This window comes from Aeromonas sp. SG16 (assembly GCF_024436135.1).
Lineage (GTDB): Bacteria > Pseudomonadota > Gammaproteobacteria > Enterobacterales > Aeromonadaceae > Aeromonas > Aeromonas jandaei.
The window spans coordinates 93300-112699 of sequence record NZ_JANFNW010000002.1; the positions used below are offsets into that span (position 1 = coordinate 93300).

The 19400-nt window shown below is 59.1% G+C and carries 16 protein-coding genes; 6 read left to right on the plus strand and 10 right to left on the minus strand.

Annotation, left to right across the window (positions count from 1 at the left end; genetic code table 11):
* Positions 1–20: 20 nt before the first annotated feature.
* Complete coding sequence (locus NOM67_RS07550) at positions 21–1109, minus strand: ketoacyl-ACP synthase III (RefSeq protein WP_255935489.1); 1089 nt, start codon at positions 1107–1109, stop codon at positions 21–23.
* A gap of 227 nt (positions 1110–1336) precedes the next feature.
* Here NOM67_RS07550 and NOM67_RS07555 point away from each other — a divergent pair, with 227 nt between their 5' ends.
* The 4 genes from NOM67_RS07555 to NOM67_RS07570 all read left to right on the plus strand — a co-directional run bounded on the left by NOM67_RS07555 (position 1337) and on the right by NOM67_RS07570 (position 7746).
* Entirely contained in the window at positions 1337–2278 is a 942-nt protein-coding gene (locus NOM67_RS07555) for a LysR family transcriptional regulator (RefSeq protein ID WP_255935491.1), read from the plus strand.
* 128 nt (positions 2279–2406) lie between these two features.
* Positions 2407–3015: a LysE family translocator gene (locus NOM67_RS07560; RefSeq protein WP_041207998.1), complete on the plus strand. Its 609-nt coding sequence runs from the start codon at positions 2407–2409 to the stop codon at positions 3013–3015.
* Positions 3016–3112: 97 nt separating this feature from the next.
* Entirely contained in the window at positions 3113–4972 is a 1860-nt protein-coding gene (locus NOM67_RS07565; protein ID WP_255935494.1) for a U32 family peptidase, read from the plus strand.
* A gap of 752 nt (positions 4973–5724) precedes the next feature.
* Positions 5725–7746, plus strand: a complete 2022-nt coding sequence (locus NOM67_RS07570; protein ID WP_255935496.1) for a bifunctional 2',3'-cyclic-nucleotide 2'-phosphodiesterase/3'-nucleotidase — start codon at positions 5725–5727, stop codon at positions 7744–7746.
* A gap of 135 nt (positions 7747–7881) precedes the next feature.
* Here NOM67_RS07570 and NOM67_RS07575 read toward each other — a convergent pair whose 3' ends face one another.
* Entirely contained in the window at positions 7882–8376 is a 495-nt protein-coding gene (locus NOM67_RS07575) for a methylated-DNA--[protein]-cysteine S-methyltransferase (RefSeq protein ID WP_255935498.1), read from the minus strand.
* A complete protein-coding gene (locus tag NOM67_RS07580) occupies positions 8373–9917 on the minus strand; it encodes an AlkA N-terminal domain-containing protein (protein ID WP_255935501.1) in 1545 nt (514 codons plus the stop codon). The genes NOM67_RS07575 and NOM67_RS07580 overlap by 4 nt, the downstream gene beginning before the upstream one ends.
* A 207-nt stretch (positions 9918–10124) precedes the next feature.
* On the opposite strand from NOM67_RS07580, the gene NOM67_RS07585 reads away from it, so the two are divergent.
* Positions 10125–10526: a VOC family protein gene (locus NOM67_RS07585; RefSeq protein WP_215807335.1), complete on the plus strand. Its 402-nt coding sequence runs from the start codon at positions 10125–10127 to the stop codon at positions 10524–10526.
* Positions 10527–10596: 70 nt separating this feature from the next.
* On the opposite strand, the gene NOM67_RS07590 is transcribed toward NOM67_RS07585, so the two are convergent.
* From NOM67_RS07590 to NOM67_RS07605, 4 genes are all read right to left on the minus strand, one after another.
* Positions 10597–12075, minus strand: coding sequence for a carboxypeptidase M32 (locus NOM67_RS07590; protein WP_255935505.1), 1479 nt, complete (start codon positions 12073–12075; stop codon positions 10597–10599).
* A gap of 39 nt (positions 12076–12114) precedes the next feature.
* The gene (gene smrA / locus NOM67_RS07595; RefSeq protein WP_139394145.1) at positions 12115–12696 is read right to left on the minus strand and encodes a DNA endonuclease SmrA; all 582 of its coding nucleotides are present in this window, start codon (positions 12694–12696) and stop codon (positions 12115–12117) included.
* A 145-nt stretch (positions 12697–12841) separates the two neighbouring features.
* A complete protein-coding gene (locus NOM67_RS07600) occupies positions 12842–12991 on the minus strand; it encodes a DUF3149 domain-containing protein (RefSeq protein ID WP_071912328.1) in 150 nt (49 codons plus the stop codon).
* Positions 12992–13125: 134 nt separating this feature from the next.
* Positions 13126–14016 carry a TraB/GumN family protein gene (locus tag NOM67_RS07605; RefSeq protein ID WP_255935507.1) on the minus strand — a complete coding sequence of 297 codons (891 nt, stop codon included), beginning with the start codon at positions 14014–14016 and terminating at the stop codon, positions 13126–13128.
* A gap of 86 nt (positions 14017–14102) precedes the next feature.
* Between NOM67_RS07605 and NOM67_RS07610 the strand changes: the two genes are divergently transcribed.
* Positions 14103–14435, plus strand: coding sequence for a DUF1904 family protein (locus tag NOM67_RS07610; protein ID WP_255935508.1), 333 nt, complete (start codon positions 14103–14105; stop codon positions 14433–14435).
* A gap of 34 nt (positions 14436–14469) precedes the next feature.
* On the opposite strand, the gene NOM67_RS07615 is transcribed toward NOM67_RS07610, so the two are convergent.
* From NOM67_RS07615 to NOM67_RS07625, 3 genes are all read right to left on the minus strand, one after another.
* A complete protein-coding gene (locus tag NOM67_RS07615) occupies positions 14470–15297 on the minus strand; it encodes an SDR family oxidoreductase (RefSeq protein WP_255935509.1) in 828 nt (275 codons plus the stop codon).
* 122 nt (positions 15298–15419) lie between these two features.
* A complete protein-coding gene (locus tag NOM67_RS07620) occupies positions 15420–16859 on the minus strand; it encodes an OprD family outer membrane porin (RefSeq protein WP_156852416.1) in 1440 nt (479 codons plus the stop codon).
* A 500-nt stretch (positions 16860–17359) separates the two neighbouring features.
* Positions 17360–19297 (minus strand): methyl-accepting chemotaxis protein, encoded by a 1938-nt coding sequence (locus tag NOM67_RS07625; RefSeq protein WP_255935511.1) that lies wholly within the window; start codon positions 19295–19297, stop codon positions 17360–17362.
* Positions 19298–19400 lie beyond the last annotated feature (103 nt).

Genomic DNA, 19400 nt, shown 5'->3' on the forward strand with positions numbered 1-19400 from the left:
TTTGTTGAAAACAATAGCTGTCAGGCTTCGTTGAGGTGGGCTTTCTGGCACCCTTCCACTGCATGGGCGATGAGCTCCAGTGCGCTCTTGTCACAGGGGGGCAGCTCGGCATCGCACGCCTTGATGGGGGTGACGCGATCGCCCCACTTGATGATAGCGGCGCCCCAGGTCAGGCCGGCACCGAAGGCGGCGGTCAGCAGATAGGAGTTTGGCTGGACACGGCCCTGCTCCAGCGCTTCGCACAGGGCGATGGGCACGGTGGCGGCCGAGGTGTTGCCGTAGTTTTCGATGTTGACCATTACCTTCTCCATCGGCGCATTCATCCGCTTGGCGAGGGTTTCGATGATGCGGATATTGGCCTGATGGGGGACGATCAGGTCGATCTGCTCGGGGGTCACTCCAGCCTGAGACAAAACGGTAGCAGTCGCTTCGCCCATACCGCGCACGGCACGCTTGAAGATCTCCTGACCTTCGAAGTTGAAGGTGAACAGACCGTCGATATCGGCAAAACGAACCCGATCGGTGCCGAAGTTCGGAACGTGCAGGATCTCCCTCGCTTCGCTGTCACAGCCCAGCTTGTTGGCAATCAGACCACACTCCTGCTCGCTTGCCTCGATCACCACGGCACCGGCACCGTCGCCAAACAGTACCGCGGTATCGCGACGGGCCCAGTCCAGCAGGTAGGTGAGGCGCTCGGCGCCGATCACCAGCACCTTCTTCATCATGCCGGTCTGTACCAGCGAGGTAGCGACCGAGAGGGAGTAGACGAAACCGGTGCAGGCGGCGTTGAGGTCGAACACGGCAGCGTTGACGGCACCCAGCTTCTTCTGCACCGCAGAGGCGGCGCTTGGCAGCAGGTTGTCCGGAGTGGCGGTAGCCAGGATGATGCCATCGAGGTCGCTCGCTTCGAGACCAGCACAGGCCAGCGCGCGACGGCCAGCCAGAGTCGCCAGGTCTGAGGTACTAACATGGGAGACCCGACGCTGCTTGATGCCGGTACGGGGATAGATCCACTCATCTGACGTATCCATGATGGTGCTGAGGTCGTCATTGGTCAGCACGGAGGGGGGCAGGCATTTTCCCCAGCCTGTGATATTGGCGTATTTCATCTTGTTACCGCTTCTCAAAGTGGAGCGCCCCGCGGGCGGAAAATCGTGCAATTATGCCGCACGATACAACCACTGTCATCTTGTGGTCATGGTTATGTGCCGGGCAAGTGGCTGCGCCATCTGGCAGGAAAGGGTCGCAACGTGCGGAACATGGCTGGAAATTTTGCTTAAAACGAGATGCTTGCCTGCCCTAAGATAGGCGTTTCCCCACCGATGAAGGTATCTCCTTGCTCAGAGCCAATCTCAACCTGCTGCCCACCCTCAAGGTGCTGCTGGAGACCCGCAATATCAGCCGAGCCGCCGAGCTGCTGCACCTGAGTCAGCCCTCCATCAGCAAGCAGCTTGCCCAGTTGCGCAGTGAGTTTGACGACGAGCTGCTGGTGCGGGAGGGACAACGCTGGCTGCTGACGCCACGGGCTGAAGCGCTGGCAGCCCAGCTGGCGGAGTCTCTCGGTGCGCTGGAACGTCTCTACGAGGCGCCCGGGTTTGACCCGAGCCGCTGTGAGCGGGTATTTCGGCTCGCCTCTTCTGATTATGTGGCCCAGCATATCCTGCCCGATATCTGCGCCTCGCTCGCCAAAGAGGCGCCGTTGGCGGCGCTGGAGTACAGCCTGTGGGACAAACGTCAGCTACCGCAACTGTGGCAGTCCGAGCTTGATCTGGTCTCCACCATCACCGAACAGGTGCCGGATCAGATACGCGGCCTGCATCAGGGGGAAGATCGGCTGGCGGTGTTGATGGGACGTCATCACCCGCTGGCGGGCAAGGCGCTGAGTCTCGATGACTATCTCGCTTGGCCTCACTTGCAGGTGAGTGGGGGAGGCGACAAGGACAGTCCGGTTGAGCAGGTGTTGGCGCCGCAGGGACTGCGTCGGCGCTGGTTTGCCCGAGTCCCATTCTTCCAGGCCGCAGTGGAGGTGTTGCTGCGTACGGATTGTCTGATGACAACCCCGGCCCATATCGCCTGGCAGCTCTCCTGCGACCATGAGCTCACCTTTGTCGATCTGCCATTTGCTACCCGCGACCAGCAGTATCATCTGCTGTGGCATCAGCGCCACCATCAGGATCCGGCCCACCGCTGGTTTCGCGAGCTGGCCTACCCATTCCTGCGGGATCACCTGCAACGTACCGTCGGCGAGAGTCGCAAGCTGCTCGATCTCGGCGGTTAGCCGCAGTCAGTTGTGTGGTGCCATAGCCATTGGTTATGGAATCTATTCATAACTTTCACTACTGGCATAATGGCTCAGCCCGTACCCTGAATGCAGGTCATCATATCGAGCATATAAAGAGGAAATGCATGGAACTGACGAGTTGGCTGGCACTGGCCGCAATCTGCGTGATGGGGGCCATCAGCCCGGGGCCGAGTCTGGCTCTGATCATCCGCAACACGGTGCAGGGCGGGCAGGGGCACGGCGTTGCCACCGCACTCGGTCATGGCCTTGGGGTTGGTATCTATGCGCTGGTTACCGCGCTTGGCCTCTCGATCCTGATCACCCAGACCCCGATCCTGTTTGATCTGATCCGCTACGGCGGTGCTGCGTTTCTCGCCTGGCTCGGGGTGAAAGCCCTGCTGGCAAAACCAGCCAGTGGTGAAGCGAGTGAAGAGGTGCACCAGTTGCGCGGTCGGCAAGGGGCCTTTGAAGGTTTTATGGTGGCCTTCCTCAATCCCCAGCTGGCGGTCTTCTTCATCGCCCTGTTCAGCCAGTTTGTGCGGGCCGATACCGGCTGGAGCGAAGGGGGCATCATGATGCTCACCGCTGGCGGGATCGATGCCGTCTGGTACGTGCTGGTGGCGCTGGTGCTCTCGCGCGGGCCGGTGCTGGCGTGGCTTAAAGCCAAATCCTTTGTCATCGACAAGGTGAGCGGGCTGGTGCTGCTCGGGCTGGCGCTCAAGGTGGTTATCTAATCCTGTATTTCGCAGATACCTTAAGCGGGATCAAGGCACGTGGGTGGTGAATGGGCTAGAGTAGCGCCCATTTGCTGTCCGCCCTGATCCCGAGACCATGCACCAGAACAAGCACCCGTTAAGCCACAACAACCGATTGGAGCTGCTGGCTCCGGCCAAGAACCTCGCCTACGGCATCGAAGCCATCAACCATGGCGCCGATGCCGTCTACATGGGCGGCCCTGCCTTTGGCGCCCGCAGCGCTGCGGGCAACACCATCGAAGATATCGAAGCGCTGGCGCGCCACGCTCATCGCTTCGGAGCCCAGGTCTTTGTCGCCTTCAACACCCTGCTGCACGATCACGAGTTGGAGCAGGCCCGGCGCCTGACCCACCAAATTTACGAAGCCGGTGCCGATGCGCTGATCGTGCAGGATATGGGGCTGCTGGCTCTCGATCTGCCACCCATCGCGCTCCATGCCAGTACCCAGACCGACAACCGCACGCCGGAGAAGGTGAAGTTTCTGCAGGATGTGGGCTTCTCTCAGGTGGTGCTGGCGCGCGAACTGTCGCTGGCGCAGATCCGCGAGATCAGTGCGGCGACCAATGTGCAGCTGGAGTTTTTTATCCACGGCGCGCTCTGCGTTTCCTACAGCGGCCAGTGCAACATCAGCCATGCCCGTACCGGCCGCAGTGCTAACCGTGGTGAGTGTGCCCAGCTCTGCCGTCTGCCCTGCTCGCTGCAAAAGCCGGATGGCGAAGTGCTGGTGGCCGACAGCCACCTGTTGTCCCTTAAGGATATGGATCAGACCGACAACCTGGAGGCGTTGATCGAGGCGGGGATCCGCTCCTTCAAAATTGAAGGGCGTCTCAAGGGGCTCGACTACGTCAAAAACGTCACAGCCTGGTATCGGCAGAAGCTGGACGCCATTCTGGATAGCCGCTCCGATCTGGTGGCTGCCTCTGCTGGCCGTTGCAGCTACAGCTTCACGCCAGATCCCAAAAAGAGCTTCAACCGCGGCAGCACCGATTACTTCCTCCATGGCCGCCAGCAGGGGATCGACTCCACCAAGAGCCCGAAATATGTGGGCGAACCGCTGGGGCGGGTCACCAGAGTCACCAAGGATGGCATCGAGATCGATGGCAAACAGGTCCCCCTCAACAACGGCGACGGGCTGGGCTTCTTCAAGCCGAATAACGAGCTAGTGGGGATGCGCCTCAACAAAGTCGAAGGTAAGCAGTTACTCCTGTCAGAACGTATGCCGGGGTTGAAGGTGGGCACCGAAATCTACCGCAACCACGATCAGGCGTTCAGCAAGATGCTGGAGAAGGCGAGCGCGGATCGCCGTATCCGGGTCGATATGGTGCTGGCAGAGTGCGATGAGGGCGTGAGCCTCACGCTCACCGACGAGCAGGGCATCAGCGCCGCGGTGACGCTTCCCTGTGACAAACAACCTGCCGACAATCCGGAGCGGGCGCTGCAACAGGCGCGGGATCAGCTCGGTAAACTCGGCAATACCCTGTTTGTGGCGCGCAAGATTGAGTTGGTAGTAACGAGGCCGCTATTTATCGCCGCATCACAGCTCAACGGCTTGCGCCGGGATGGTATCGCAGCGCTGGAGGCGGCTCGCGTGGCCAGCTACCTGCGCCCCGAGCGACGGATCGCGCTGCGGGATATCCACTATCCCCAGCACCGTCTCTCCTACCTTGGCAACGTGCTGAACAGCGCGGCTGAAAAGTTCTTCCATGAGCACGGGGTGGAGCGCATTGCTCCTGCCTATGAGGCGAACAAGGAGGAGCGGGAAGTGGTGCTGATGATCACCAAGCACTGCATCCGCTACAGCCAGAACCTCTGCCCGAACGAGGTGCCCGGTCTCAAGGCCGAGCCGCTGGAGCTCAAGATGGGTAAAGATACCTTCCGCCTGCGCTTTGACTGCAACCGCTGCGAAATGCATGTGATGGGCAGTTTGAAGAAGTAATTGCCGGAGCGCGGCTCTGTTAAGTCAGAGCTGGCTGGGAAGCAATGAAAAAGCCCCGGAGCATGGCTCCGGGGCTTTTTTTGGCAATTACGGTTGGAACTGTTCGCTCTCTTCCCAGCCCGGAATGGCGCCTTTGCACACCTATTCGCTGAATAAGATTAATTCGGTAACTACGTCATCACCTATTTTGAGTAATACATTTATTCCCAATGCAATATAAAGATTTAATAAAGTCAGTATATAGAAATAAGGTTTTGCTCCATCATTTGATTTTTAAAAAATTATTTTTCAATCAGTCAGTGTTCTTACTCTGATATTCTTGTTTTGAGTCGATGCGCATTATTAAGGTGCTGTTGGTGATTTCATTCACTAAATATGCTTATCACTGGTGCTTATACAATGGTTATTTTTGTCGGTACTATATTAAAAATAATTAAATGGAAGTTTGTAGTAATCAAGTTTGACCGTTCGGAACGGGAAAATAAACTCCATTTCAAGTGGTTATACATTCATGTCGAGGTAATGTTTTGAAGTTGTATCGCTGCTGAAAAATGACCGTGGTGCTGCGAACATCATTAATTGGCATTGTTTTAAGTTCTGTCTCGCTGTCAGAGCATATGAAAGGCAGATAGTGGTATGAGCCATTTATGCAATTTCGCTCACATGAATCTGTCTGGTTTGCAGGTAGAATGTGCGAGCTGGCACTAACGATAAACACAACATAAAGTGAGAAACAACTCATGACAATTCCAATGAAGACGACCCTCACGTTGAGCTCGGTAGCCGTATTGCTGTTGCTCTCCGGTTGCAATAGCGATAATGGAAAAGCCGCCTCCGGAGATGTCAATCTGCGTCTGATCGAGACCTCCGATATTCACTCCAATCTGCTTGGTTTTGACTACTACCAGAACAAGGTCGACCACTCTCTCGGGCTCTCCCGTACTGCGCTGTTGATCCATAAAGCCCGTGAGGAAAATGGCAACAACCTGCTGATCGATAATGGCGACCTGATCCAGGGCACACCGTTGTCGGATTACGTGTTTGCGCAATACAAGGGCAATCCGGATTACCTGAAAAAGCTGGGGCATCCCGCCATCAATGCGCTCAACCAGTTGCAATATGATGTCGGCAACCTCGGTAACCACGAGTTCAACTATGGCCTCGACTATCTGGCCGATGCGCTGTCGGGAGCCAATTATCCGGTCTTGAATGCCAACGTGTTCGATGCCCGCGATTTCAAACGTGATAGCAATGGCAAGATCGACTGGAATGCCATGCCCAACCGCTTCAAGCCTTATGTGCTGCTCGACCGTCAGGTGAAGGACGTCAATGGCAACGTGCAGACGGTCAAGGTAGGGGTTCTGGGGGTGAATCCACCCCAGATCATGCAGTGGGATCGCCGTAATCTGGAAGGCAAGGTGATCGTAGCCGATATGGTCGAGACGGCTGAGCACTACATCCCCGAGATGCGAGCCAAGGGGGCTGATCTGGTAGTTGTAGTAGCTCACACCGGTATCACTGGGACTCCGCAGGAGCCCTTTATGGAGAACGCCGCGGTTTATCTGGCGCAGGTGAAAGGGGTTGATGCTCTGTTGCTGGGCCATGCCCACAAGGCTTTTCCGGGCGAGTATCCGGATGTCGCTCAGGTTGATAATGCCCAGGGCCGAATTGCCGGCGTGCCTGCCGTCATGCCGGGGGTTGCGGGTAACCATCTTGGGGTTATCGACCTCAAACTGACTCAGAAGGATGGTCGCTGGCAGGTGGCTTCCAGCCACTCGGAAGTGCGGCTGGTCGACAAGAGCATGGATGTGCCGGGAGATAGTCAAATCGAGGCGCTGGTCGACAAAACCCATGATGCGACCAATCAGTGGCTGGCCGACCCCATCAGCGAAATCGCCAAGCCGATCTACAGCTTCTTCTCGGTGGTGCAGGACGATGCCTCCCTCCAGATCGTGAGCGATGCCCAGAAGTGGCATATTGATCAGGTCAAGGCGGATTGTCTGAGCCATAACGGGGTGAACTGTGCCCTCAACGAGGATCTGCCGGTTCTGTCGGCGGTGGCGCCATTCCGTGGTGGCCGCAACGGCCCGAACGATTTTACCTGGGTACCGGCAGGCAAGATCTCCCTGCGCAACGTGGCGGATCTCTATGTATTCCCCAACACCCTGCAAGTAACCAAAGTTAACGGTGCAACGGTGAAAGAGTGGCTAGAGAAGAGCGTCAGCCAGTACAACCAGATCGTCCCCGATGCCAGCAAGGCGCAATGGCTGGTGGTCGATGACTTCCGCCCCTATAACTTCGACATGATCAAAGGGGTGCAATACAAGATTGATATTACCCAGCCAGCCCGTTATGACCAGGATGGCAAGCAGATCAGCGATAAGCACAGGATCACCGACCTCACCTATCAGGGCAAACCGATCGACCTGAAGCAGAACTTCTATGTGGTCACCAACAACTATCGCGGCAGCGGTGGCGGCAATTTCCCGGGCATCGATAGCAAAGCGGTGGTGCATGAAGATCCCATGGAGACCCGCGAAGTGCTCTCTGCTTACGTCAAGGAGATGGCCAAGCAGCATCCGGAAGGGTTTGAGCAGAAAGTGGATAACAACTGGAGTCTTGCTGCGTTGCCGGCCGGAGCCAAGGTGTACTTCTACTCCTCAACCAACCCGGAAGCTGAAAAACTGGCGGGGAGCAAGCTGAAGCGAGTCGAAGGGGTCAAGCCGAATGATCCCAAGTTCGTCAACCACGCGATCTATCAGCTGGTTGAATAGGCTGCGAGCGGTGCATCGCCATGAGTGATGCATCGCTGTCATGGCAGAACCCTTATGCCCCCGCTTCGGGGGCATATTTTTTCTCGACCCGATTGGGCGGTGGTGGTTGATATCCCTCTTCGGTCGGCCTGTGCACTATTGCGCCGTGGCTAGCTCCCTCTCTTGCTTCTCCAGCGCCAGCAGCACTTTTTTAATCTCCAATCCCCCCGCATAGCCGGTCAGACTGCCGTTTTGGCCGATCACCCGATGGCAGGGGACGATGATCGAGAGCGGATTGCGGCCATTTGCTGCGCCCACAGCCCGAACCGCCTCGGGCTTGCCGATAGCGCGAGCAATATCGCTGTAGCTGCGGGTTTCGCCATAGGGGATGTCGCACAGCGCTTGCCACACTGCCTGCTGAAAAGCGGTGCCACGGGCGGCAAGGGGCAGGGAGAAGCGCTGCAAGCGACCGGCAAAATAGGCGTCAAACTCGGCGAGGAAGGGGGCCAGCGCTGCGGGGTCTTGCAGCCAGCCGCTCATATCGGGCAGTGCCCGCAGTCCCGCGACAAAGTCCACGTGCACCAAGCCATACTCGTTGATGGCAACCAGCAGATCGCCGCAGCGGGTCGGCAGGATATCGTAGCGGATCATGGGGTTATCTCCTGTTGTTGGTTATCCGGCTGGTTTTCGTTGCCAGTGGCACGGAGCAGCAAATCGGGCGCTTCGCTCATGGCGTGCCACAGCCAGCTTGCCGCATAGCTGCGCCACGGTTGCCATGCGGCGCTTTGCGCCAACACATCCTTCACCGGCAGCTTGGCACCGCCTCCCAGCGCTTTTTGCAGCACCAGATCGGAGGCGGGGAAGGCATCGGTATCGAGCCCGCAGCGCAGCCGCCAGTAAGCGACCGTCCAGGGGCCTATGCCCGGTAGAGCCAGCAACTGTTCATCACTGGCTGTAGTGAGGGTTAGCTCGCCGCTAGCCAGTGCCTGCGCCACGCCCCGCAGGGTGCGAATGCGGCTGCCGGGCATGCCAATCCCGTCGAGATCGAGTTTGCACAACTGGGCGGGGGGCGGTAGTTGCGCCACCCCGAATTGGGCCTCGGTGCGCGCCACCAGTCGCCCGAGTATGGTGATGGCTCCCTTGACCGAGACCTGCTGGCCGACGATGGCGCGTAGCATCACCTCGTACTCGTCCCAGCCCCCCGGCAGGCGCACGCCGGGCCAGCGCGCTTGCAAACGGGCCAGTAGCGGATCCCGACCGAGCAGATCGCCGATCCGCTGCATATCGGCATCGAGATCCCACATCCGGCGCACCCGATAGAGCAGATCCGGCAGCGCGGCGAGCGGCAGATCATGGACGGTGAGCTGCAGGCTGTGCCCCTTGCCCTGTGCGATGCGCACCAGTGCAACCTGATCGCCAACCAGATAGCGCCGCTCGTACACTTCGCCATCAACCCGCTCCAGCCTGGGGATCGCCCGCAGCCGATAGAACGCCAGCATGGCCGCCACGTTATACGGAGGGCGGTAGGGCAGTTGCAGCGTCAACGTTGCCCCACGCTGGCCTGAAACGCTGTAGTCGGCCATATCGTCACAACCTTCCTGCTGGCGAAGGGTGCGCGGGGCCAGCCCATAGGCGTTGAGCCAGGCGTCATTGAAGCGACGGATGCTGGCAAAACCGGCGGCAAACGCGATATCAGTGATGGGGAGCCGGGTCTCGGTCAGTAGCCGTTTCGCGAGCAGCAGGCGGCGCGTCTGCTCCACCTGCTTTGGTGAGGCGCCAAGGTATGCCTCGAACTGGCGGCGTAGCGTGCGCTCACTGATACCGCTCTCCGCCGCCAGTTCGGCGAGCGTGCTGTCTGCCAGCTCGCCGCGATCGATTCGCGCCAGCAGCCGTGTCAGCTCAACCGGCAGATCGCCACGGGCAGCGGGCGCCAGCTCCGGGCGGCAGCGCAGGCAGGGCCGCAGGCCATACTGCTCGGCGGCAGCGGCGCTCGGGAAGTAACGCACGTTGTGCTCGTGCGGTGGCCGTGCCGGGCAAACAGGCCGGCAGTAGATACCGGTCGAGAGCACGCCGGTAAAGAAGCGGCCATCGAAGCGCGCGTCGCGGGCGAGCCGCGCGGTGTGGCACTGCTCGCGGCTGAGGGCGTTGATCTGGTGACCCTGTGGCTGGTCACGCTCGTGCTGCGGCGTCATGGCATGGCTCTCTTGCTGGTAGGTGCCGGGTGTGTGCTGATGCGGCACAAAAGGGATGAGTGAGAGACTAAGCAGGATCGCGAGGGATGACTAGCCAGAAACGGACAGGGATAGCAATTAAGTTTGCGCGGAATGTGCGCTGAAAAAGGTGAAGGTCGTGCGCAACTGTGCGAAGGTGGATAAGCCTTTATCACCGAGGATTGCACTATGCCAGGTCCCGCCCGTGCCGGCGCCCTGATCTACGCCAGGGAGCCGGGCTTGCTGAGCCACTTTTACCGAACCTTGCTGCAGATGGAGATCCGCAGTCAGAGCGAGCAGCTGATCGTGCTGGAGAACGGCGACATCCAGCTGCTTGTGCATGCCATCCCCGAGCCCTATATCGGACAGATCGTTGTCACGACGCCACCGGCGCTGCGTGAGCAGGGGGCCATCAAGCTCTTCTTTACCGTGCCAAGCCTTGCGTGGGCGGAGGCGAAAGCGGCGGATCTCGGTGGCGGCCTGCTGCCGCAGCAGTGGTCCGGGCCCGGTTTCGTGGTGCGCAATGCGTTTGACCCGGAGGGCAATATCTTGCAACTGCGCGAGTTTTTAAGCGTGCAGGATCCGCTCTGACACGGATCGTTTACCAATAAAAAAACGGGGCCTGTCATGGCCCCGTCATGTTTTACCCGTATTGCACGGATCACTTCAGATAGCGCTGTTCCAGATGCTGGCGCAGCCAGTGCGGGTTCAGCGCCTCGCCGGTAGCGCGGCTGATCAGCTCATCCGTGCTGTAGCGGCTACCCTGCGACCAGATATGGCGGCCGAGCCAGGCGAAGATCTCCGGCAGGCGGCCTGCGGCGATCACTTCACTCATGCTGCCGAGCTCTTTCTCCAGCGCAAAGCGCAGCTGAGCGGCATACATGGCGCCGAGCGTGTAGCTCGGGAAGTAGCCGAACGAACCGTCAGTCCAGTGGATATCCTGCATGCAACCATTGCGGTAGTTGCCCCTGGTGGAGAGTCCCAGCCACTGCTGCATCTTCGCATCCCACAGTTCGGGGATGTCTGCTACTTCGATCCGCCCTTCTATCAGGTCGCGCTCCAGTTCGTAGCGCAGGATGACGTGGGCAGGATAGGTCACCTCATCCGCATCGACCCGGATAAAACCGGGTTCGACCCGGCTGTAGAGTCTGGCGAGATTGGTCGGGCTCAGGGCCGGCTGATCGCCGAAATGGGCGCGAATATGGGGCGCCAGCAACGAGAGGAAAGCGGGATCGTGGCCGAGCTGCATCTCGCAAAACAGGCTCTGGCTCTCATGAATCGCCATGGAGCGCGCCTCGGCAACCGGCTGCCCCGACAGCTGGCGTGGCAACCCCTGCTCGTAACGGGCATGGCCGGTTTCATGGACTATGCCCATCAGGCTGGAGATAAACTCCTGCTCGTTGTATCTGGTGGTGATGCGCACGTCGGTCGGCACTCCGCCGCAGAAGGGGTGACTGCTCACATCGAGCCGGCCGTGGGCAAAATCAAAGCCGAGCAGCCCCATTACCTCCTGACCGAGTGCCTGCTGGGCCGCGATGGGGAAGGGGCCTTGCGGCAGCAGTAGGGACTCTTCCTTCTGCCGCTCGCTGACCTGCTGGATAAGGGGCGGCAGCCAGCTGGCGAGATCGCCGAAGATCTGATCCAGCCGCTCGCTGGTCATGCCCGGCTCATAGAGCGCCAGCATGGCGTCGTAGGGGCGCACGCCAAGCTTGTCTGCCCGCAAACGTGCCACCTCGCGGGAGAGCTTCACCACCTCTTCGAGATTGGGGGCAAAACCGGCCCAGTCGTTGTTTTTGCGCTGGCTGCGCCAGGCGTGCTCGCACTTGCTGCCGGCAAGCGACAGCGCCTCGACCAGCTCGCCGGGCAGCAGGCTGGCATCCTGCCACTGGCGCTTGATTTCGCGCAGGTTGGCGCGCTGCACCTCATCCAGCTGCTCGCTCTCTGCCTTGGCAATCCAGTCGCCAAGTTCGGGGGCGGTGCGCTTGTGGTGGATGATGAGGCCGAGCTCGGCCAACGCTTCGGCACGCGCCTCATTGCCCCCTTCCGGCATCATGGCGGCGCGATCCCAGCCACAGATGGCGGAGAGGTGGTTGAGGCGGTGCAGCTGTTGCTGGTGCTGTTCAAGTTTCTGGTATGACATGGTGTTGTCCTTGTGATCGTCCCTGACGGGCGCTAGGCATCAGCCGAGGCGCTTCTGGTGGCGTTCGCGGTTTTCCGCTTTCTTGCGTTCGCTCTTGCGCAGCAGCACATAGAGGGCGCCGCTGCCGCCGTGGCGGCGCTCGGCGCTGTGGATGGCCATCACCGCCGGCAACTGCGGCAGCCAGGCGCTGACATAGCTTTTCAGCAGGGCGCGCGGCGTGCTGCGCTCCCCCTTCCCGTGCAGAATCAGCAGACAGCGGATATCGCGCTGCTCGCAATCGGTGATGAACTGCACCAGCGTCTGACGCGCTTCATTGAGCGTCTTCTGGTGCAAGTCCAGGCTTGCCTGCAGCTCGTACTTGCCGAGCCGCAGCTTCTTGTAGACCCCTTCTTGTACGCCATCGCGCTTGAAGCCGGTGATCTCGTGCGGGTCGAGCATCTCGATCGCCTCCATAGTGAGGTGATCGAGCGCCAGCTGCTCGGCAGTGGCGGCCTGACGGCGGGCCAGCTGGGCTTCTGTCGGGGCGGATTTCACCCCCTGGGGATGGATATTGTCGCTGCGAATGGGCCTGACATCGGCCACTTCATTCAGAAAAAGCGAGAGTTCGTCGCTATGTGACACGGCAGGCTCCCCATATGAAACAAAGTGGGGCCATTATAGCGGTGCGAGCCGATCCGCAAAACGATCGTCCGGTTCAATCGCGCAGGGAGGGATGAACCGGGGGGCGGAGACGAAACAGGCGGCCAGTTGCTGCCGCCTGTGGGGATTACTTCTCTGCTTTGGGTGGCTGCGAGTGCATCACCTTGTAGATGAAGTAGGCAGCGTAAGAGCTGATCAGGATGAAGGTGCCGATAATCACCATCATCGACATCAAGCCCACGCTGTTGCCAAACATCAGATCCAGCCAAAAGTCCATTCCATTGCTCCTGTCACCCGGTGGATGACAGGCATCATAAATACCCCTTTATCTGCAGGGAGATGATCCCGATCAACTCCCCATGAGATTGTTTTATGACCAGTCACAAACTGTGATGAATCTCACTCGAATCCTTATTTGGTGCTTTGCAGCACGGTGGGCGTGGTCAGCAGAGTGACGCGCCACCCCTGCTGCTCCAGCAGCGCCAGCAGTCCCTGCTCGCCATAAAGATGCAGCGCGCCGACCACAATAAAGCTCTCGTTGGGCAGGGTCTGCCACTTGGCCAGCCAGTTGTGGTTGCGTTCGGCCAGCAGGGTTTGCTCCATCCAGCTCTGCAGAGCGGGCGGTGCCATCTCCTCCTTGAGCAGATTGATAAGCGTTGCCTCATCCCCTTGCTGCCATGCCTTCATCACGGCGGCGAAGCCGGTGTCGAGCATCGGCAGCTCGTCGAGGGTGCTGGAGAGCATCAGGGTCTGGTTGTCACCCACGCTGGCAAGATAGCCGAGCTGCTCCAGCAGGGTCTCGAAGCCCACCACGGGTTTGCCCTCTTTGGCGGCCAGTGCGGCAAAGTGTTGATCGATCCCGAGCTCGCTCTTGAAGTCGGAGCGGGCCATGGCGGCCTGAGTCAGGGTGATGGCAACAAACCAGGGGCGCAGCGGGGCGAGCGCAGCTTCATTGAGGCCAAGACGCGCGCCAGCCATCAGGGTGCGCTGGTAGAGCTCGGCAGGCAGATGCTCCTTGAGGGCCTTGCCATCTACCAAGCGGGTGAGAGAACCCATCTCTTGCCACTGCGCCTGCGTGATGCTGTTCATGTCGACCTCCATCACCAGTGCGCGGCTCTGCAGCCAGGCCCGTTCGACCGGCTCCGGTAGCGGATAGAGGGAGGGCTTGCCCGCATGAATGGAGCCCAGCAGCCAGTGTTGCTGGTTGCCCTTGCTGATTTTGTAGAAGGCGGGATCGGCAAAGGCGCTGAGCGGCAGCAGCAGGCAGAGCAGAAAGGCAAACAGGGAGCGCTGGAATTTCATGGTGATCCTTATCCGGGCTGGTGACTTCTTTTCATCGCAGGAGACTCTATGATAAGTGCTCATTTCTGATAGCCAAGAGGTTTGCCATGCCCCATCTTCGTTTTCGCGCCGTTTCACTCGATACCCTCAAGGAGATCAGCGCGCCGCTGCTTGCGGATCTCTGTGCCCTGACCGGTGGCAAGCCGGAGTTCGTCACCATGGAGCGGGTCGAGAGCCACTGGGTTCGTGACGGTGAGCTGGAGTCCGGTTTTCCGTTTGTCGAGCTGCACTGGTTTGCCAGGCCGCAGGAGATTCAGGATGAGACGGCAGTCCTTATCACCCGCCATCTGAAGGCGGCGCTGGGGGAACAAACCTATGTGGTGGTGCAGGTTTTCCCCATCGATAAAAGCGCCTACTACAGCAATGGCGAGCACTATTGAACGAGGCGACGCAGGTCGTCGTCAGTGCAAGGGATCAGGCTGATTTTGCCAATAGCTTGTCGAGCCAACGAGTGGGCAGGATCCGTCTTAGCAGGGCAAAAACTCTGGTCGGGGTGGTGACCGGATAGCGCGTCTTGGGGCGAGCGCTGCTCAGTGCATGGATCAGCGGCGGCAGACAGGCTTCGCTTGGCAGGGTAAAGCCACGGGCGCCGCCCTCTCGCTCCAGCCGTTTGAGGGTCTGTTGGTAGGCCGCCTGATGGCGGCTCTTGGTCGGGTCGATATGGCGCAGAAAGGCAGCGCGGGCGTTGGCACGAAAGCGGGTATCGATGGGGCCGGGTTCAATCAGGCTGATATGGACGCCGCTGCCGGCCAGCTCGAGACGCAGGGTATCCGAATAGCCTTCCAGTGCAAACTTGCTGGCGTTGTAGGCGCCGCGATACTTCATGGCGACCAGCCCCAGCACCGAGCTGTTTTGCACGATCCGCCCCTCTCTGGCCTCCAGCATGGCGGGCAGCACCTGACGAATGAGGTGATGCCAGCCAAACAGGTTGGTGTTGAACTGCTCGCGCAGCGCCTCGGTGGGCAGATCTTCCAGCGCCCCCGGCTGGCCATAAGCGCCGTTGTTGAACAGGCCATAGAGGCAACCACCAGCAAGATGGAGCGCCGCACTGACTCCGAGTTCGATGGAGGCGGGATCCGCCAGATCCAGCTGTACTGCCAGCAACCCCTGCTGCTGCAAGCGCTCCACATCCTCTGCCTTGCGTGCCGAGGCGATCACGGTAAAGCCGTGCTGACCCAGCACCTGGGCGGCAGCCAGACCGATTCCGCTGGAACATCCGGTGACAAGAACAAATCGGGGCATAGAGAGATCCTTGTGAGAGGGGGGGCGGATGGAAAGTGGGAGTCTGTCAGCATGTTAACCTGCTGATCGGGGAAAAGAAAACCGGGCCAAGTGGCCCGGTTTGCTGACATCGTGTTGCCTGATTACATGATGGTAAACGGCATGATGATGTGGAACTTGACGTCGTGTTCGGATTGGAACATGTTCGGATAGTACCAGTTTCCTTTCTCATCCTGCATGTTGTTGTAATCGGTATAGTGCAGTTTGAACAGAGTGCCTTTCAGCTTGCCATCCTGCACGGTATACATGACGTCAAAGTTGGCGGCCCACTCTTTGCCATCCACACGTGTGCTATTGCCATTTTCGGCATCCCAGCCATAGGCACCGGATACACCGACAGACCAGCCAGGGGCACCAACCAGATCGTCCAGAGAGCGAGTTACGCCGGCAAACAGTGCTTTCTCGTTGTTTTCGTTCCAGTCAGAGCGGGAATCCCACCAAATTTCGTTGGCACCCTGGGAGTTGCCGTAGCCTTTGGTCAGACGGGGCAGGTAGTTCCCCATGTCACCTTCAGCTTTAGTCCACAAGCCTTCCAGGCGGAAACCATAAGGACCCATGGCCCAAGCGGCAGTCAGAGCTTGCTGCCATGCAAGACCGTCATAGTCAGTGTTGTCAGTTTCGGAACCGTAGAACTGATAACTGGTGGTGAGGCCACCCAACACGTCAAACTTGTGAGCCAGTTTGAAGTGGTAGCTGTCCATATAGCCTTCGGACTGACCGAAAGAGCCGGTAATGGCAGTGCCATTCTCAAAGGTATAGCGAGCAGCCAGGGCGTGGATGTAGTCGATCTGGTTTTCATCAGAATACTGGGTAGCTGCACCGGCGTAGTTGCCTGCTTTGGAGAAGCCGTTGGTATCTTTGAACCAGGGGGCCTTGTACTCGTCAGCGATAGCATAGGTCAGGTAGAGGCCGCCGAAGTTGCCTTCAATCTGGCCACCACGATAGGTACCTGGCTGATATGACCAGTTAACACCCATTACGCCCGGAACATAGAGCTGGGTCAAACCACCCTTGGCAGTCAGAGCTCCATCCAGGAATTTAAGTTTCAGAGCTGCGTTGGAGAGGCTGGCACCATTTTCGGAAAGACCATCCCCTTGCGACCAGCTGTTGCCCCAGAAGGAGAACTCGTTCTCTTCGTTGACACCGTTGCTTTCGTCAACGGCAAGGTTGGCAGCAGCGAAACCACCCACATCGACACCGATCATGTCCCATGCATAACCGGAGTTGAAGTTCAGTGCTACCTGTGCAGTAGAGTGGCTGAGGTTGCTATGGTACTTGCCATCTTGGGCTGGTACGTATTTGCCATCGTCATCGTAGTGGGCTTCTTGGCCCTGTTTGCGGTCACGCTCACGCTGGAAGTAGAAAACACCACCTGTCAGCTTGGAATCATTGACGAAGGCTTCGTAGGATTTGCCGTAGGTTGGGCTCATCATGTCCTGAGCTGCCAATGCCATACCGGGTGCTACCAGAGCGGCTACCACAGCGGCACTCAACGCGGCGCGCTTGAAGATCACTTTTTCCATTTTGTATTGCTCCTGATTTTATGGACTTAGCTTTTTTTGTTCCGGCAGTCGGCATCTGGCCCACCGCTCGGTATTGGCATTGCAATCAAAACCCCGCAGGGCAAAAAATCGTTCAGTTTGATCTCTGCAACCCCGATGTCTTGGCACATCTGTGGCAGTGCAGTTCTGTTCATCACTCTTTGTTTTTTATGTTCCGATTCTTGGCTATCGGACAATCACAAGAGTACGTTCGCGGTGCGAAATATCAATGAAAAGTTCCCGCCAAGTTTCAAAAGTATGACAGAGTGCAAATATTCATTGCGTGAAGGTGAAGGGCTCTCATTCCACGTCATGCGGCCATGAGAGCGTTTTCAATGGGTTGCAGAAGGAGGTGGGGAGCGAGCAGGGCGACGGCCTGTCCGTGGTCAATATTAACCTGCAGGCAACAGATAATTTTGCGCAACAAAAAAACTCTCCCGCTGACAGGCGAGAGAGGGTGCGGGGCTGTTAGCGCGCAATATTCAATTTGGCTGGCCCAGGATCAGCGGGATTTGGCGGGCCTGATGGTGAATATGGGAGGAGACCTGCACCGAGAGCTGGTTGACCTGACGGGCATGCTGATGAATGCGGGCGATCAGGTCGGCAAAGCTGGCCAGTTTGTGCTCCTGACTTTTGGCATTGTCGGCGCCCTGCAGGGCGATCACCGCGGTATTGCGGGCGATCTCCCGCACCGCCTGGGTTGTTTCCCGCAGTCGCTCGGCCTGCTCGCGCTGGCTGTTTGCCTCGCTGGTGATGCGATCGAGCACGGTTCCAAGCTGGTCGCCTGACTGGGTCAGTCGTCCGAGGATCTCTGTGATCTGGTTGAGCGAGCGCTGGGTGTTGGCTGAGAGATGGCGCACCTCATCGGCTACCACGGCAAAACCGCGCCCCTGCTCGCCGGCACGGGCGGCTTCGATGGCGGCATTGAGGGCCAGCAGGTTGGTCTGCTGGGCGATGTGGCCAATCACGTCGACGATGGCGGTCACATCGCTGACCGAGCGTTTGAGAGCCTGCAGCGCTTCACCGCTCTCGTCGATGGCAAGCCCGGTCTGGGTGGTCGCATGCAGCATGTTGCCAACCAGCCCTTCACTCTGGCTCATGGCCTGTTCGTTGTGGCTGGCATGGCGGGCTATCTCCGCAGCTACCTGATGCACCTCGCCAGCCAGCTGATTGAGTTCTCCCATCATCTGGCCGCTTTCATCGACGACCTGCTCGGTGGTGCGGGTGCTCTGATGGATCTCCTCCACCTGGCTCACCATTCCCTGCAGGCTGGTGGAGACCGCCGAGAGTTGCCCCGCTTTCTGCTGTTGATCCTGTTGTAGGCGGCCAATCAGACGGTTGTAGCTGGTGACTATGTCCCCCAGCTCGTTGCGCTCGCGAGCAGCAGGCAGGGGCTCCGCTTGTCCGGTGTTATCCAGCTGCAAAAAGGCGTGACGCAAGCGCAACAAGGGGGCAAGCAGCCAGCGGCGCTGCACCAGCGCAAAAAGGAGGGCCACCGCCACCAGGATCAGCGCCAGCGTGCCGAGTATGGTGGCCAGTCTCTGGTTGACGGCCTGCCGTTCGCTGGCAATCGTGTCGCCCATCTCGCGGGTGAGCTGCACCATCCGGGTTATATCCTGCTGCACGGCATGGCGGGCAGCCTGCTGTTGCTGCAGCGCCATGCGGCTGTTGGCGAGCTCCTGTGGATAGCGCTTGATGAGTGATTGCACCTCGCTGCGCGGCTGATCACCTATCTCCTTGCGCTCAGGCTCTCCCAGAGTGAATTCGTCCGCTGCTGGCTGTTCATAGATGCCGAGCAGTGGCAGCGCTTGCAGCTGGTTTGCCTGCTTCGCCATCTCTTCCAGCTCGAGAGTGAGCCCTTCCAGCAGTTTGCTGCTTCCCTGCTCCATGTAGCTTTGACGCTGGTGGCCGAGCTGCGACAGGCTGGCGAGAATCTCCGAGGCTGCCAAGCGGTATTGCCGGGCAGCATTGGCCTGTTCACCACTTTCACCCTGTTCTCCGTAGTGCAGCAGAGCCAGCGCCTGACTGGCGATCTCGTTCTCGGCATTTTGCAACAGCAACTGGCTGTTGCCGGAGAGCTTGCCCGCCGCCTGATAGTCGTGCTCGATGCGCTTGCCCATCTCCTCCAGCTGATGCTGCAGAGGGGCGGCTATCTCTTGTGGCTGATTTTCCAGCGCAACCAGAACTCGTGTGCGGATCTTCTCTGCGGCGGCCAGTTGTTGGGGATCACCTGCGGCGAGGTAGTCACGCAAGCTGTTTTGCAACGCGACCGTGACCTGTTGCTGCAACGCCTCATGCTGTCGCTGAGTCTGCTCGGTTTGCGCCAGCTGTTGCCACCCCCGGTAGAGCGCCAGCGCCTCGCCTCCCGCGACCAGCAATAGAACGAGGGAGGAGAGAGTGACGTAGTGGGCAATTTTCACGATGTGGTTCCTGTCAGCGGTAGGCCATCCATGGGGCATGGCCTGAGCCTAACGGGGAGAGATGGCGTTTTTATGACACCATCTTTAACGCATCGATTTTTGC

What these genes read in the sequence shown, in the direction of transcription:
- NOM67_RS07570 (WP_255935496.1), top strand. Translation starts at nt 5,725, where the DNA reads ATGAAGACGACCCTCACGTTGAGCTCGGTAGCCGTATTGCTGTTGCTC.
- NOM67_RS07575 (WP_255935498.1), bottom strand. Translation starts at nt 8,376, where the DNA reads ATGATCCGCTACGATATCCTGCCGACCCGCTGCGGCGATCTGCTGGTT.
- NOM67_RS07580 (WP_255935501.1), bottom strand. Translation starts at nt 9,917, where the DNA reads ATGACGCCGCAGCACGAGCGTGACCAGCCACAGGGTCACCAGATCAAC.
- NOM67_RS07605 (WP_255935507.1), bottom strand. Translation starts at nt 14,016, where the DNA reads ATGAAATTCCAGCGCTCCCTGTTTGCCTTTCTGCTCTGCCTGCTGCTG.
- NOM67_RS07590 (WP_255935505.1), bottom strand. Translation starts at nt 12,075, where the DNA reads ATGTCATACCAGAAACTTGAACAGCACCAGCAACAGCTGCACCGCCTC.
- NOM67_RS07585 (WP_215807335.1), top strand. Translation starts at nt 10,125, where the DNA reads ATGCCAGGTCCCGCCCGTGCCGGCGCCCTGATCTACGCCAGGGAGCCG.
- NOM67_RS07615 (WP_255935509.1), bottom strand. Translation starts at nt 15,297, where the DNA reads ATGCCCCGATTTGTTCTTGTCACCGGATGTTCCAGCGGAATCGGTCTG.
- NOM67_RS07550 (WP_255935489.1), bottom strand. Translation starts at nt 1,109, where the DNA reads ATGAAATACGCCAATATCACAGGCTGGGGAAAATGCCTGCCCCCCTCC.
- NOM67_RS07620 (WP_156852416.1), bottom strand. Translation starts at nt 16,859, where the DNA reads ATGGAAAAAGTGATCTTCAAGCGCGCCGCGTTGAGTGCCGCTGTGGTA.
- NOM67_RS07600 (WP_071912328.1), bottom strand. Translation starts at nt 12,991, where the DNA reads ATGGACTTTTGGCTGGATCTGATGTTTGGCAACAGCGTGGGCTTGATG.
- NOM67_RS07560 (WP_041207998.1), top strand. Translation starts at nt 2,407, where the DNA reads ATGGAACTGACGAGTTGGCTGGCACTGGCCGCAATCTGCGTGATGGGG.
- NOM67_RS07610 (WP_255935508.1), top strand. Translation starts at nt 14,103, where the DNA reads ATGCCCCATCTTCGTTTTCGCGCCGTTTCACTCGATACCCTCAAGGAG.
- NOM67_RS07565 (WP_255935494.1), top strand. Translation starts at nt 3,113, where the DNA reads ATGCACCAGAACAAGCACCCGTTAAGCCACAACAACCGATTGGAGCTG.